At 46.7% G+C, this 13,903-nt stretch carries 11 protein-coding genes; 4 read left to right on the plus strand and 7 right to left on the minus strand.

The genetic code is table 11. The features are described from left to right. The 7 genes from VST71_01475 to VST71_01505 all read right to left on the minus strand — a co-directional run bounded on the left by VST71_01475 (position 1) and on the right by VST71_01505 (position 9,029). Positions 1-1,128: a radical SAM protein gene (locus VST71_01475; GenBank protein MEC4684388.1), complete on the minus strand. Its 1,128-nt coding sequence runs from the start codon at positions 1,126-1,128 to the stop codon at positions 1-3. Continuing rightward, the gene (gene mqnE / locus VST71_01480) at positions 1,115-2,224 is read right to left on the minus strand and encodes an aminofutalosine synthase MqnE (GenBank protein ID MEC4684389.1); all 1,110 of its coding nucleotides are present in this window, start codon (positions 2,222-2,224) and stop codon (positions 1,115-1,117) included. Before mqnE ends, VST71_01475 begins: the two co-directional genes overlap by 14 nt. Continuing rightward, positions 2,214-3,314 carry a sensor domain-containing diguanylate cyclase gene (locus VST71_01485; protein ID MEC4684390.1) on the minus strand — a complete coding sequence of 367 codons (1,101 nt, stop codon included), beginning with the start codon at positions 3,312-3,314 and terminating at the stop codon, positions 2,214-2,216. The genes mqnE and VST71_01485 overlap by 11 nt, the downstream gene beginning before the upstream one ends. After that, on the minus strand, positions 3,314-4,264 hold the full coding sequence (locus VST71_01490; protein ID MEC4684391.1) for a hypothetical protein: 951 nt from the start codon (positions 4,262-4,264) through the stop codon (positions 3,314-3,316). Before VST71_01490 ends, VST71_01485 begins: the two co-directional genes overlap by 1 nt. A gap of 77 nt (positions 4,265-4,341) precedes the next feature. Next, positions 4,342-4,566: a hypothetical protein gene (locus VST71_01495; protein MEC4684392.1), complete on the minus strand. Its 225-nt coding sequence runs from the start codon at positions 4,564-4,566 to the stop codon at positions 4,342-4,344. A 108-nt stretch (positions 4,567-4,674) separates the two neighbouring features. Further along, the gene (locus tag VST71_01500; GenBank protein ID MEC4684393.1) at positions 4,675-4,761 is read right to left on the minus strand and encodes an AURKAIP1/COX24 domain-containing protein; all 87 of its coding nucleotides are present in this window, start codon (positions 4,759-4,761) and stop codon (positions 4,675-4,677) included. 47 nt (positions 4,762-4,808) lie between these two features. After that, positions 4,809-9,029 carry an acyl-CoA dehydratase activase gene (locus VST71_01505; protein ID MEC4684394.1) on the minus strand — a complete coding sequence of 1,407 codons (4,221 nt, stop codon included), beginning with the start codon at positions 9,027-9,029 and terminating at the stop codon, positions 4,809-4,811. Between the two features lie 118 nt (positions 9,030-9,147). On the opposite strand from VST71_01505, the gene hypF reads away from it, so the two are divergent. The 4 genes from hypF to VST71_01525 all read left to right on the plus strand — a co-directional run bounded on the left by hypF (position 9,148) and on the right by VST71_01525 (position 13,892). Beyond that, entirely contained in the window at positions 9,148-11,451 is a 2,304-nt protein-coding gene (hypF, locus tag VST71_01510) for a carbamoyltransferase HypF (GenBank protein MEC4684395.1), read from the plus strand. Further along, positions 11,448-12,512 (plus strand): hydrogenase formation protein HypD, encoded by a 1,065-nt coding sequence (hypD, locus tag VST71_01515; GenBank protein ID MEC4684396.1) that lies wholly within the window; start codon positions 11,448-11,450, stop codon positions 12,510-12,512. Before hypF ends, hypD begins: the two co-directional genes overlap by 4 nt. Beyond that, positions 12,493-13,272 (plus strand): nucleoside triphosphate pyrophosphohydrolase, encoded by a 780-nt coding sequence (gene mazG / locus VST71_01520; protein ID MEC4684397.1) that lies wholly within the window; start codon positions 12,493-12,495, stop codon positions 13,270-13,272. Before hypD ends, mazG begins: the two co-directional genes overlap by 20 nt. Before the next feature lie 128 nt (positions 13,273-13,400). Beyond that, on the plus strand, positions 13,401-13,892 hold the full coding sequence (locus VST71_01525; protein ID MEC4684398.1) for an Hsp20/alpha crystallin family protein: 492 nt from the start codon (positions 13,401-13,403) through the stop codon (positions 13,890-13,892). Positions 13,893-13,903 lie beyond the last annotated feature (11 nt).

Consider the following 13,903-nt stretch of genomic DNA (forward strand, 5'->3'; position numbering starts at 1 on the left):
TCAGAAGTATTTTATTATATTATAACAGGTGTCTCTCTGGGCAGGCCTGAACCCTGCCTGCCTGATTGAGTTTATTATATCCTCACGTGTAACCCTGTATGAAACCCCTGCGGCCTTTACCACATTCTCCTCGATCATTGTAGAGCCAAAATCATTAGCACCAAACCTCAGGGCAGCCTGTGCCATCTTCAGGCCCTGTGTAACCCAGGATGCCTGGATGTTCCTGATGTTGTCGAGATAGAGCCTTGAGAGTGACAGGACCCTGAGGTAGTCGACTGCGGTGGCAGGGATTAGTTGCGGGTTGCGGGTTGCGGGTTGCGGGTTTACAGCCGGCTTCTGACTTTCGAGTTGCGAGTTGCGGGTTGCGGGTTGCGAGTTTACATCTGGCTCCTGTTTTGCAATCTCTGTATTCCCAGGTTGAAAACTCCAGGGAATAAAGGCTGTAAAACCACCTGTCCTGTCCTGAAGTGCCCTTATGACATCAAGGTGTTCAATTATATCCTCCTCTTCTTCTATGGAACCAAACATCATGGTTGCAGTGCTCTTTATCCCGAGTCCATGAGCTTCCTCCATGACCTCAAGCCATTCTGATGACCTTATTTTTTTCGGACTAAGCACCTCTCTCACCCTGTCCGACAGGATTTCGGCGCCTCCGCCTGGAATTGAATCAAGGCCTGCATCCTTGAGAGTCAAGAGGGTTTCCTTTAGGGTAAGACCGGATTTTCCGGCAATGTAACTTATCTCAGGTGGTGAAAAGCCATGCACATTTATATCGAACTCTCTCTTTATGGACCTCAGCATTTCTGTATAAAAGGAGAGGTCCAGCGCCGGATGGAGCCCGCCCTGGATTAGTATCTGTGTTCCACCCAGATGTATCGTTTCCCTGATCTTTTCAAATAGCTGCTCCTCTTCCAGTACATAGGCCTCCGGAGAATCCGGGTCTCTGTAAAATGCACAAAACCTGCACTTATTTATACAGACATTGGTATAGTTGATATTCCTGTCCACAATAAAGGTAACGACACCCTCCGGATGGAGGTCTTTCCTTATTCCGTCCGCTATCTTTCCAATCTCAAGAAGGTCGGAGTTTTTTAGCAGATTTAATGCAGTTTTTTTATCTATTCTCATCTTTCACCGGAGTCTCGTAGACCTTCACTGTTTCATAAAAAGCATCCCTTTCAACAGGTACTTTCCCAGCCTTCCTGATAAGGTTTACCATCTCTGCTTTTGTAAGTCCTTCACCCGTCATCGCACCTGCTGCATGGGTAATCTTCTCCTCAATGACCGTGCCGTCAATATCATCTGCCCCGAACAGGAGTGCCACCTGAGAGAGTTTTTCACCAAGCATAACCCAATATGCCTTTATGTGTGGAAAGTTGTCAAGCACAAGGCGGCTGATTGCTATTGTCTTTAAATCATCGATTCCCGAAGGATACCGGCCTCCCATGTCTGTATTCCGGGGATGGTAGGAGAGGGGGATGAATGCCTGAAACCCGCCTGTCTGGTCCTGGAGTTCCCTCAACCTTGAAAGGTGGTCTATCCTGTCTTCGTATGATTCAAAATGACCGTACAGCATGGTGGCGTTTGTCTTTATACCACATAAATGCGCTGCCTTGTGAACTTCAAGCCACCTTTCAGCTGTTATCTTTTCGGGACAGAGCCTCTCCCTTATGCTGCTTGCAAATATTTCCGCCCCTCCACCCGGCATGGCATCAAGACCACTCTCTTTCAGTCTTAACAGGGTATCCCTGAGGCCAAGATTGCTTATCCTTGAAAAATAATCAACTTCAACTGCTGTAAATGCCTTGATATGTATATTGGGAAAGTGCTTCTTGAGCGCTCGCAGCAGACTCAGATAATATCCAAAGGGCCGGTCAGGGTGGAGTCCTCCGACTATATGGATCTCTCTGAGACCTTCAGGGGAGAGTTCAATCCTCCTTAATATCTCATCAATTGATAATTCAAAGGAGCCTTTTTCTCCCGTTGACCTGCTGAAGGCACAAAAACGGCATCGGTTTACGCATATGTTTGTGGGATTTACATGGCGGTTCTGGATAAAATAAACCCTGTTACCGTTTTTTTTCTCTGCAACGGAGGTTGCAAGTTTACCCAGTGTGTGGATGTCATCATCCTGAAAAAGGGCAACCGCTTCTTCAAAAGTGATCCTTTCACCGGCAAGGATTTTCTGCTCTATGTATTCACTTATAGCTCCTTTACTTGGCATAAGCACACACTTTATTCCTCCCGGAGCGTTTGGCAAGGTACAGGGCCTTATCTGCCCTGTCTATAAGGTCTTTTCTGTTCAGGGCATGATCCGGAAAGCAGGCAACACCAATACTGAGTGTAATTTTTGCTTTTTTCCCGTTTAAACGCAATGTCTGGGTTTCCACTGATTCCCTGATTCTTTCTGCTACAACCATTGCCCCTTCCAGCGGTATCTCCGGCAATATAATGGCAAATTCCTCGCCACCATACCGGGCTGCAAAATCAACGGTTCTTATATTATCAACGAGGGTGCAGGAGATTCTCTTCAGCGCTTCATCACCGGACACATGGCCGTAAGTATCATTGAATGCCTTGAAATGATCGATATCTATCATGAGCAGGCTTACCTTGTTACCAAACCTCCTTGCCCTCTCAAGCTCCTCATCGAGTCTTTCCTGAAAGGTTCTGTGGTTGTTCAATCCGGTGAGGCCATCCGTACTTGCCATCTTCACTATCCCTTCATGAAGATCAACCTTTTCAATGGCAAATGCAGAGTGAAAGGCAAGGGTCAGCAGGAGGTCTTCATCCTCTGATGAAAAGGAGCGGGAACCTTTCTTGTCGGAAACAGCAAGCACACCTATGGCCTTCCTTCTTAACATTATGGGAACGATGAGCAGGCTCCGTATCTCGGGATGTTTGTCCGGAAAACCCTGAAAATCAGGCACTTTTTTAATATCTTCTGTTCTTAGCGGGGTCAGTTCCTTAAAGACCTTTTTTATAATGCCCCTGACCTCCGTTTTACACTTCCCCGTAGGCCCCAGGGAAGAATAGAAATCCGTTATCCTCTCATGTTTGTCAATAATGATAATGGCTGATTTTTCTGCTCTGAGGAGGTCCTTTACCCTGTCCATAATACTCTCAAGTACCACTTCTCTATCCATGGTTGTATGGAGATGGGCGGAGAGCTCATTGAGTATATTCAGCTCTCTTATTGTTCTCAGATATCCCTTTACCATGTTCTTATACATCCGCTCCTTTTTAATAAAAAGGAAGAGGAGAATAAGGACGATGATTAGAAGGGAGATTAAAGCTATAACTGTTAATTCCATCAATACGCTGTCCTGATAAAGGATAAAACGGTCTTCCTGACAGAGTGATCAAAGAGTATCCTTGCATGGTTCAGGGCTAAATTGTGATGTTCGGAAGTATGAGGAGCCTCTGAACTCTTTTTAGTGACCAGGCCATCCCCCTTTCCCACAATCAGCTCTTCAGGCAACATCCCTTCAGGAACGAAGGATGTCAGAATTTCCGGTATCGAGAAGAGTTTTCCCGGTGTCATAACGCCTTTAGCCGAATCCTCATGCCACCTGTAAATTGTAAGCAGTGTTGGATCTGTACCGCCAAAAGAGAGGGTCTTTATAGTAGCAAGTCTTTTATCGTCAAGCCCTGTAATGAATGGTGACTCCGGCAGCAATTCCCGGATAGCTTCACTTTTAAGGAACTCCGTTATCCTTTTGATGGTACTCCTGGCCGTACCTTTCTCAGCATTTTCAAAAAAGGGATAGATAATTCTTGAAATACCGGAAAGTGAGCCAGCCAGTTTTGCCATGGTACTTCCATGGTGGGGGGTTGCGAGGGTAACAAGTGCCAGGCATTTAATATTCAGCAACTCAATGGCCTTCCTTGCAACAAGTCCGCCCCTGCTATGAGTTATGAAAATAATACCATTTTTTGTAAGTTGATGGTGATGCTTCAGTAAAAGCTCAAGCTCTCCCACAAGGGACATGCAATCCGAGGCAGGGCGTCTCTGGGAGTATGCCATAACGGTATACCCTGATGTCCTGAGATCGTGAAAAACGGTTTTTAATGTCCGTGGTTTCAATCCGGTGGTAATCCGGTTTTTAATGGCAGGTGTAACTGAAAAGTTTGCTTTAACTAAAGGTTCTTTCTGCTTTGATATATCAACATTTTTGGGTGTTTTGGATAATAGAACCGTTATGGGAAATTTCCCCGCAAGTATCCTTGTCTTTTCCGGCTCTGTCCAAACACTCAGGTTCATACCCAGGCCATGTATGAAAAGGCAGCAGGGACAATCCTTGAATCCCTGGTGAATGATGACGTCAGGGAGGTGATCCATTAATCCGGCGGTTTATTTGCTTTTAACTTCCTGACTATCTCGGGTAACTGATTTTTTAGCTCAGGATGCTTTCTGCCAAGGAATAATTTTATTCCCTTGAGTTCAAGCTTGACATCTTCAACCTCCGATACCGCCTTATCAAGTCTCTGAATCTCGGATACAAGTGTCTGAATCTCCTTTTCCAGGAGATTTACCTTCTCGCTCAACTCCCTCTCTTCTTTCATGGCCCCTTCCCCAGTCTATGGATTTTGCTCTTTCTTTTTAAAAGTTGAAAGAGTTATAAGTAATTAGCAAGACTGTCCGGCTTCCTGATCACCAGCTTAAAGCGGATTTTAGCGTTTATTCTTCATTCTCCTGCGGAGTTTTTTATGCTTGTGTTTGTTAATCTTTTTTTTACGCCACTTCTTGACATTGCCCACTCAATCACCTCCTTCTTTAAATTTTTCAATATGTCTGCCGACAATCTTTAATTGCCGTTTTTTGTTCTAACCTGTTCCATGAATGCCTCAAGTTGCAGCTCTGTAGTTGAAGAATCGGCTCCGTCATAGGGGATACTGATTGATGGAATCCCATATTTCTTCGTAACTCCCCTCATAATGGCCGTCACAACCGTACCGGGCATACATCCAAAGGGCATGGCATTTATGATCCCGGAAACGCCTTTGCCTATAAGGTCGATAGACTTGCCTATGCTCATGATGGCCTCTCCTTCAAAGGATTCATGCAGATAAGGGGAGGCCTTCTTCAGTATATCACTTGTATCAGGCTCGTGTAATGTTTTCAAAAAACCATTGAACGGTTTTTCGAGACTGCCGGTTATTCTTTTTTGAAAGAGCCGTTTTAAGAGAATAGTTATAATACCAGAGATGTCTTTTTTTCGCAAGGTCTTTTTCAGGGACATCAGGTTAATATAATAAATCCACTCATCCACCGGGGAAAGCCAGACCTCACCTCCAAGAGTCTCTATCTTTCTGACAAGATCCTCGTTTGAAAACCTGTTGGACCTCACGAATATCTCGCCCACTACTCCTATCAGTGGTTTTTCGCCATGCTCTTTGGGGAAGCTGTCAAAATCATTTTTCATCTGCTCCATCAACGGCATTATGTTGCCATTAGAGCCGCTAAGAGTTGTGGTCAGCTTCTGCAGGTATTGATTATAGAGCTTATCCGCAGAGCCTTTCTCTTTTTCATAAGGTCTGCTCTCGTGCAGACATTTTATGAGGATTTCAAAGGCCACTATTCCCTCCCAGGATCTTGACACAAAATCCTTGCCGACGATTCCGAGGTCCTTATAAAAAGTTACATCCTGCACAGGAGTGAATATGGGAACATCCTTAATCCCGACTTCTTCAAGTATCATCCGGTGAAAGATATTGTATTGACCGAATCTGCAGGGTCCTGTTCCCGAGGGCATAAAGAAGGCTGACTCCTCCGGTCTGAAATCTTCAGAAAAGACCTTTTTGAGCATATCCCCGGTTGTGACTGTACAGGGATAACACTCCTTTCCGGATACATACCTCCTGCCGAATTCGAGCGCCCCTGCATCTGTCTCGGGGAGTACCTCGGCAGGTATGCCGCAATGCTCAAATGCCGCCTTCAGGGCAAAGGCGTGATCGGACATCCTCGGCAGATAAACAGTCCGCTGTTTTCCCGAGGATTGCTTGACGGAAAACTCCACCTTCTGCGGTACTTGGATGTCTCTGTGCTCTGTTTTCCCGGCAGAAATCTGAGCATCAATGCTGTCGAGAAATGCCTCGCATCTTGTGATTGCACCGGCATCTGCACTATGTTCATCTATCTCGACATAGAGATAGGGTTTTCCTGAAAGTTCCTTTTCGAAAAATTTCTGTATAAAGGAATCAGGCCCGCAGGAAAAATTACCTATGAAAATAGGATAGAGGAGATTGTTTTTCTTAATTACCCTTGCTGCCTTCAGTATCTTCTGACCGGACCTCCAGTACATATCAGGCCAGTCATTATGGATATCCTCTTCAGAAAGGAAATCCATTGGCAGGGATAACACATCAAGGGAGGCAAGTTTTCTCGGTATTTCAAGATTTACCCCCATATCAAAGGCATTATACGCCCGTCCCACCACTACCACGGCCCGTCTGTCCAGGGTGGACAGAACCTCCCTGCCCCGAGCCTTGATATTTTCTATAAATTCATCCTGTGCCTCCTGTGCCTTTCTCATCGCCCTTCTGATTTCACCAGAGGAAATGCCGAAATGCCTCATGGTCCTTTTGATCTCTTTTAAAACAAAGTTTTCCCCTTCTTTCAGTTTTATAACAGGCGAGACAACAGTGGCATTTTCAAAGGCCACACGTATCTGATACGGGAAGCTCTGGGTAAGGGGGCAGGCATGGCCTTTTTCGTATGGATCATCCGTGGGGTTCATATTTATAAAACTCGGGATAAATAGGGTATCCACGCCCTCCTGAAGCAGATGCCTTACATGTCCATGTGAGACCTTGACAGGAAAGCATGTCTCGGCCAACACTGTCTCAAGCCCAAGGCTGACGATTCTCCTGTTTGTTTTGGGTGAGACCACTACATCAAAACCTAATTCCCACAGGAGCGTACTCCAGTATGGAAGATAATCCTGAAAGTAAAAGACATAGGGGATTCCTATCCTGCCCCTGCGGAAGCTTGTGCCTGATTCCTTTACCCCTTCAGCACGTTCTGTATGAGACTTCCATAGCTCATCTTCCCTGAAGGCAAAAAGGTCAGGTATTTTTGTCTTTACCCTTCTTCGTACATCGTATTTTTCACACCTGCCACCATAAAAGAGGAACCCGTCTTCACCATCTATCTTAATCCTGTTAATCTCACACATGTTCTCACAGCTCCTGCACTCAAAGGAGCTCTGCTGGTAGGGCCTGCTTGCAAGGTCAAAGCCCTTGAAGGAAGTTTCCGGAAAAGCATCCTTTTCAGAGGATTTTCCTTTTGCAGCCTGCATATGCTCCCTTGCTATCAGGGCCATTCCTATGGCGCCTGTTACATCGTGGTTCGGCGGTACGGTTATGGTTCTTCCCGTAAACTTCTCAAAGGCTGCCACTACCGTCTTGTTGAAAGCCGTCCCGCCCTGAAAGAAGATATGCTCCCCTATGTTTCTCCCCGCAACTACACGGTTAATGTAGTTTTCCACTATGGAGTACGCAAGGCCGGCAAGGAGATCGTTTTTCCGGGCTCCGCGCTGGAGGTTTGCCATGAGGGAGTTCTCCATGAAGACGGTGCACCTTTCACCGAGCCTGCATGGATGGGTTGATGAAAAGGCACAGTCGGCAAACTCGTCCTTGATTGAGATGCTAAGTTTTTCAGCCTGTTCTTCAAGGAATGAACCTGTGCCTGCAGCGCATGCCTTGTTCATCTCAAAATCCACTATTATGCCGTCCCGGAGGGAGATATATTTTGAGTCCTGCCCCCCGATTTCAAAAATTGTATCAACTTCAGGGTCTATAAATACGGCTGCTGTTGCCTGTGCAGTAATCTCGTTTTTTACAATATCAGCACCGACAAAGTCTGCAATCATGTACCTGCCGGAGCCTGTAGTGCCAACGCCGCATATCTCAACATCATTGCCCACCTCTTTTCCTACCTCCAGCAGACCCAGCCTGACAGCCTCAATAGGTCTTCCTGCTGTCATCAGATACCTCTTTGCAACCAGTCTGCCCTCTTCATCTATAACAGCAAGATTTGTGCTGATGGAACCGATATCAATACCCAGATAAACCCTGCTTTTCTGATCCCGTGCTTTTTTCTGACCCCTGACCCCTGCCACTTGCCCTCCGGCCTCTGTCAGCAGATGCCTCTCCCTGAATCCATCCCCTTCTACAATAAGCGGTCTGTGGCCTGAATCATTCTGCCTCAGCGTGGAGAGGGTCTCTTCAAGTTTGCCGAAGTTCAGGGCGGTTGTCTTTTCCTCATCCAATGCCTTGAAGGCCGCTCCAATCGCACCCATGAAGGCCGTATGCTCGGGAATTATCAGCTCTTCAAGTTCAAAAACCTCCTTAAATGCCTTTATCATACCCTTATTCAGTGCAACCCCCCCTTGAAAGGATATGTTGAGGGGCACTGGTCTGCCCCTGACTATCGAGCCTTTAAAATTCCTTGCCACTGCAAGGCAGAGCCCTGCCACAATATCATCCATGGGTGTGGCAATCTGTTGCAGGTGGATCATGTCTGATTTGGCAAAGACACTGCAACGTCCTGCAATCCTTGGAGGATTTTTGGACCTCAATGCAGTCTCGCTGAATTCCTCTATACTTAACCGCAGTCTTTCTGCCTGCTGATCAAGAAAAGAGCCGGTACCTGCCGCACAGACCGAATTCAGTGAAAAGTCCTTTATTGCATTGCCTTCAAGGATAATAAGCTTTGAATCCTCTCCACCCATCTCAATAATGGTATTGACATCCGGATAAAACCTCTTTGTGGATGTGCAGTTGGCCACAAGTTCATTGATATGAGCAGCGCCTGTAGCCCTTGCCATAAGCTTACCGGTTGAACCTGTAAAGACTATCATGATTTCGGGATAATCAGAAGAGACCTCCCTCAGTAGCTCAATGGCCGCATCCACGGGATGTCCCTTATGCCGGCGATAGACGGTCAGGAGAACTTCCCCCTTTTCATCAATAATGGCAATTTTTACACTTACAGAACCACAGTCCAGACCTGCTGTAAGGGCCATCTCTTAACCTCCCTAAACCCCTCAGGATATTTCAGTGTTATTATAAGAGTTATAAAAGTACTGAATAGTTTATACAAAAAGCTCACGTTGGGGCAATCTTAAGTGGTAATATATCATAATGACCTATCTTAGAATAAAAATAAAAGTAAGGGGCCTTGTTCAGGGTGTGGGATTCAGGCCGTTTGTTTTCAACCTTGCCAGGTCTTTAGATCTCAAAGGGTTTGTGAAAAACACGTCTGAGGGAGTAGTAATAGAGATTGAGGGGAAGCACGCAGGGGTGTTTCTGAAGCGTCTCAGAAGTGAGAAACCGGAACTTTCCGATGTAGAATCAATTGATGTAGAATCGATCGTAAAGGAAAAACCACCACGATACGGAAGTGATGAGTTCAGGATTGTGGAGAGTGAGGATAATGGCAGTATTACCCCTGTCTCACCGGATATATCCGTCTGCAAAGACTGTCTGTCCGAGCTCCTCGATCCCCCGGACAGGAGATACCTCTATCCCTTCATAAACTGCACAAATTGCGGGCCGAGATACTCTATTACAAGGGCAATCCCTTATGACCGGCCAAACACTACAATGTTACGTTTCAGGATGTGTCATGACTGCAGCAGGGAATACCATGACCCTGAAGACAGGAGATTCCATGCACAGGCAAACGCCTGCCCCCTCTGTGGTCCACAGCTCGGTTTTCAGAGCATAAACCCTTTATTTAAGGATGATGTGGGTGAAGAACCCATTTCTTCAGCAATCAAGGTGTTTAAGGCCGGGGGAATTGTTGCCGTAAAAGGCCTTGGGGGCTTTCATATTGCCTGTGATGCTGAAAATGCGGACGCTGTATCCCTGCTGAGGGAGAGAAAACAGAGGATTAACAAGCCCTTTGCACTGATGGCACCTGATATGGATACCGTAAGGGAGTTCTGTTATGTAACAGATGCGGAGGCTCAACTCATGCTCTCCCGCCGGAGACCGATAGTGCTCCTGAAAAAAAGACTCGACTGCAGGCTGCCGGAAGAAGTGGCCCCGAAAAACCGGTGCCTTGGCTTTATGCTCCCCTACACCCCGCTTCACCATCTCCTCTTTTTCTATCCGGAAAGGGAAGGGGGAGGGACACCGAATTTCCGTTGCCTTGTAATGACAAGTGGAAACCTTTCAGAAGAGCCGATAATACATGAAAATGAGGCTGCAAAGGGGGGGCTTGCAGGGATTGCAGATGCATTTTTACTGCATAACAGGGATATATTCATGAGGGTGGATGATTCGGTTATACGGTCAAACGTCTTTATCCGGCGTTCAAGGGGATATGTGCCGGAGGCAATAGCTATAAAAGAGACCGGTCCTGAGGTGCTTGGCGTGGGTGCGGACCTGAAAAATACCTTTACCCTGACAAGGGATTTTTATGCAATACCGAGTCAGCACATCGGCGATATGGGAAATTTTGAAACCCTGAAATTCTTTGAGGAGACACTTGAAAACCTTAAAAAACTCTACAGGATCAACCCGGTTGCCATGGCCTTTGACATGCATCCCGGGTATTATTCGACAAGGTGGGCAGAATCTCAACCGTTGGAGGGAATGAGGGTGCAACACCACCATGCTCATGTGGCCTCTGTCATGGCTGAGGCAGGGCTCAGGAACGAGGTTATAGGTGTGGCCCTTGATGGCTCCGGCTACGGAACTGACGGCAATATCTGGGGCAGTGAGTTTCTGATTGCTGACCTCAAGGGATTCAAGCGTCTCTGTCACTTCAGTTACATGAAACTTCCCGGTGGTGAGATGGCAATAAGGGAGCCCTGGAGGATAGCCCTGGGCTGGCTCCAGGAGGTGACCGGGGGGGATGCCTTGCAGTACATTGAGAGAGTCGGATTTCTGAACCATTATGGCGAAGAGAGGATTAAAAATGTATTGAGGCTGATTGAGCTGCCGGAGTTTACCCCCTATAGCTCAGGTGCCGGGAGATTGTTTGATGCCGTGGCTGCAATTACCGGCATAGCTGATACAAATACCTATGAAGCCGAGGCAGCAACAGCGCTTGAGTCTTGTGCTGCAGAAGGTATTGCTGAAGATTACCCGGTGGATATAAAGTTTGCCGAGCCCATGGTGGTGGATTTTTCCTTTACATTGCTGAGGATACTGGAGGACATGACGTCCGGAACCGGCAGGAGTATTATATCCGCGCGGTTTCATAATACCATCATTACAACTATAATAAGGGTGGTAAATAAACTCCATAGCCTTACAGGCATAAGGGATGTAGTTATCTCTGGAGGGTTTTTTCAGAACCTTTATATTGCAGAGAGGGTTTTTGAAAGGCTTCAGGGAGAAGGTTTCAGTGTCCATTGTAACAGGCTGATGCCTCCCAATGATGCAAACATATCGCTTGGCCAGGCATATATATTAAGGGAGAGGCTGCGGCAGTGAAGCATCTGATTGAAAATATACATCTGATGATGAAAAAGATTGGCCGTCCTGTGAGGCTGATGGAGGTCTGCGGCACCCATACTGTTGCAATATTCCGTCACGGCATAAGGACCATCCTGCCCGAAGGTATCATGCTGCTGAGCGGGCCGGGTTGTCCGGTCTGTGTAACATCCATTGAAGACATAGATAATGCTGTAAAGATCGCCAAAAAGCCCGGGGTAATATTCACCACCTTCGGGGACATGCTGAGAGTCCCGGGTTCCCGTAAAAACCTTCAGGAGGCAAGGGCTGAGGGTGCAGACATACGGGTCATATACTCACCAATGGATGCCCTTGCTATAGCAGGTGAAAATCCTGACAGGAGTGTGGTATTCTTTGCAACCGGGTTTGAGACGACTTCTCCGTCTGTGGCAGCCACCCTTTGCGAGGCAGACAGAAAGGGGATCAATAATTTTCACATATATCCAAACCACAAACTCGTGCCCCCGGCACTGAGGGCCTTGCTTGGCGATGAGAGGGTTAAAGTGGATGGTTTTATCCTACCCGGGCATGTAAGCACCATTATAGGCAGGTCTCCCTACGAATTTATTTCACGGGATTATAAAAAACCTTCCGTTATTGCGGGTTTTGAGGCAAGGGATATTCTCGAGACAATCGCTATGCTGCTTGCACAGCTTATCAAAAGGGAGTCAAGGGTTGATATACAATATGTCAGTGCAGTAAGGGCAGAGGGTAATCCGAGGGCCATCTCCCTCATTGAGACCTGTTTTATGCCTGTTGATGCTCAATGGCGCGGTATTGGCACAATCGCCGAAAGTGGTCTCTCCTTACGTGAGGAGTTCAGACACCGGGATGCCTCAAAACTCTTTGATATCGAGGCGGAAAGCATGCCTGATATAAGAGGATGTGCGTGTGGTGACGTGCTGATGGGTATAAAAATACCGACTGATTGTTCCCTGTATGGGAAGAAATGCACCCCTGAAAGTCCTGTTGGCGCCTGCATGGTAAGTACAGAGGGAAGCTGTTCGGCATATTACAGGTATGATGATGGACTTCGATAAATTAGTAAAGATAATGGAGGCATTGAGGAGTGAGGACGGTTGTCCATGGGACAGGGAACAGACCCGACAGTCCCTGAAACCGTATCTGATAGAAGAGGCTTACGAGTTGCTCGAAGCGATTGAGGAAGACGACCCTTCAAGGATAAAGGAGGAGCTGGGAGACCTCCTTTTTCAGATAGTCTTTCATGCCCGGATAGCCGAAGAGAGAGGAGAGTTTGATATCCGGGACGTCATAGGGGCGATTTCCGGGAAGATGGTTTTCCGCCATCCCCATGTGTTTGGAGGCAAGAGGCTCAGGACAGCAGATGAGGTGCTCGACAGATGGGAAGAGCATAAACGGCAGGAGGGCAAGCTTAAGGAATCAATTCTTGAGGGTATCCCAGGGAATCTGCCTGCGCTACTGAAGGCCCACAGGGTTCAGGAGCGTGTATCAAGGGTGGGTTTTGATTGGGAGAAGGCAGAAGATGTCATTAAAAAGGTTGAAAGTGAGTTTGAAGAGTTTAAATCCGCACTTGAGGGAAGGGACAGGGAGAAGATCGAGGAGGAACTGGGAGACATTCTTTTTACACTTGTGAACTTAGCCCGATTTGTTGATGTTAATCCTGATGAGGCCCTCCGAAAGACAATAGCCAAATTTATCCGCCGTTTCAGTTACATCGAGACAAGGGCAAAGCAGGAGGGAAGGGACCTTTCCGATTATACCCTTGAGGAGATGGATCAGCTCTGGGAAAAGGCAAAAAGAGCAGAAAAATACAGCTAACCGATATTATTTTGCTTTAAAGATTAATAACAGAAGAAATTCACCTGTTTTTAGGCTTGACACCTTCGACATTTAGGAATATATTAAAATTATATTCGGGGTTAATCTAAACTTAAAGGAGGTGGCTTATGGCAAAGAAACAGGAGTCAAAAGAGCTGGTAAAGTCGGAACCATCAAGAGTACTTGCACCCTTTGAGGAAGTGGAACGCTGGTTTGAAGATGTTTTCAGAAGACCCTTTTCTTTGCTGGGTCCTTCATGGTTGCCGAGGTTGAGATTTCCTGAATTGGAAGAGATAGCTCCAGTTGTGGATATTTTTGAAGAAGGCGATAATGTGGTGGTAAAGGCAGAGTTGCCCGGGATCAAGAAAGAGGACGTTGATGTAAGCCTGACAGACAATTCCATAACTATCTCCGGAGAAAAGAAGAAGGAAGAGAAGGTAGAGAAAAAGAATTACTACAGACTGGAGCGCTCCTATGGTTCCTTCACACGTACCTTCCGCCTGCCTGCCGAGGTTCAGTCAGATAAGGCCAAGGCCAAGTTCAAGGACGGTATTCTTGAGATAAAGGTTCCAAAGACTGAGGAAGCCAAGAAGAGGGAGAAGAAGGTTAAGGTTGAATAGATTTTTATGGT

Source organism: Nitrospirota bacterium, from assembly GCA_035873375.1.
Lineage (GTDB): Bacteria > Nitrospirota > Thermodesulfovibrionia > Thermodesulfovibrionales > JdFR-85 > BMS3Bbin07.

What these genes read in the sequence shown, in the direction of transcription:
- VST71_01475 (MEC4684388.1), bottom strand. Translation starts at nt 1,128, where the DNA reads ATGAGAATAGATAAAAAAACTGCATTAAATCTGCTAAAAAACTCCGAC.
- mqnE (MEC4684389.1), bottom strand. Translation starts at nt 2,224, where the DNA reads ATGCCAAGTAAAGGAGCTATAAGTGAATACATAGAGCAGAAAATCCTT.
- VST71_01485 (MEC4684390.1), bottom strand. Translation starts at nt 3,314, where the DNA reads ATGGAATTAACAGTTATAGCTTTAATCTCCCTTCTAATCATCGTCCTT.
- VST71_01490 (MEC4684391.1), bottom strand. Translation starts at nt 4,264, where the DNA reads ATGAACCTGAGTGTTTGGACAGAGCCGGAAAAGACAAGGATACTTGCG.
- VST71_01495 (MEC4684392.1), bottom strand. Translation starts at nt 4,566, where the DNA reads ATGAAAGAAGAGAGGGAGTTGAGCGAGAAGGTAAATCTCCTGGAAAAG.
- VST71_01505 (MEC4684394.1), bottom strand. Translation starts at nt 9,029, where the DNA reads ATGGCCCTTACAGCAGGTCTGGACTGTGGTTCTGTAAGTGTAAAAATT.
- hypF (MEC4684395.1), top strand. Translation starts at nt 9,148, where the DNA reads ATGACCTATCTTAGAATAAAAATAAAAGTAAGGGGCCTTGTTCAGGGT.
- mazG (MEC4684397.1), top strand. Translation starts at nt 12,493, where the DNA reads ATGATGATGGACTTCGATAAATTAGTAAAGATAATGGAGGCATTGAGG.
- VST71_01525 (MEC4684398.1), top strand. Translation starts at nt 13,401, where the DNA reads ATGGCAAAGAAACAGGAGTCAAAAGAGCTGGTAAAGTCGGAACCATCA.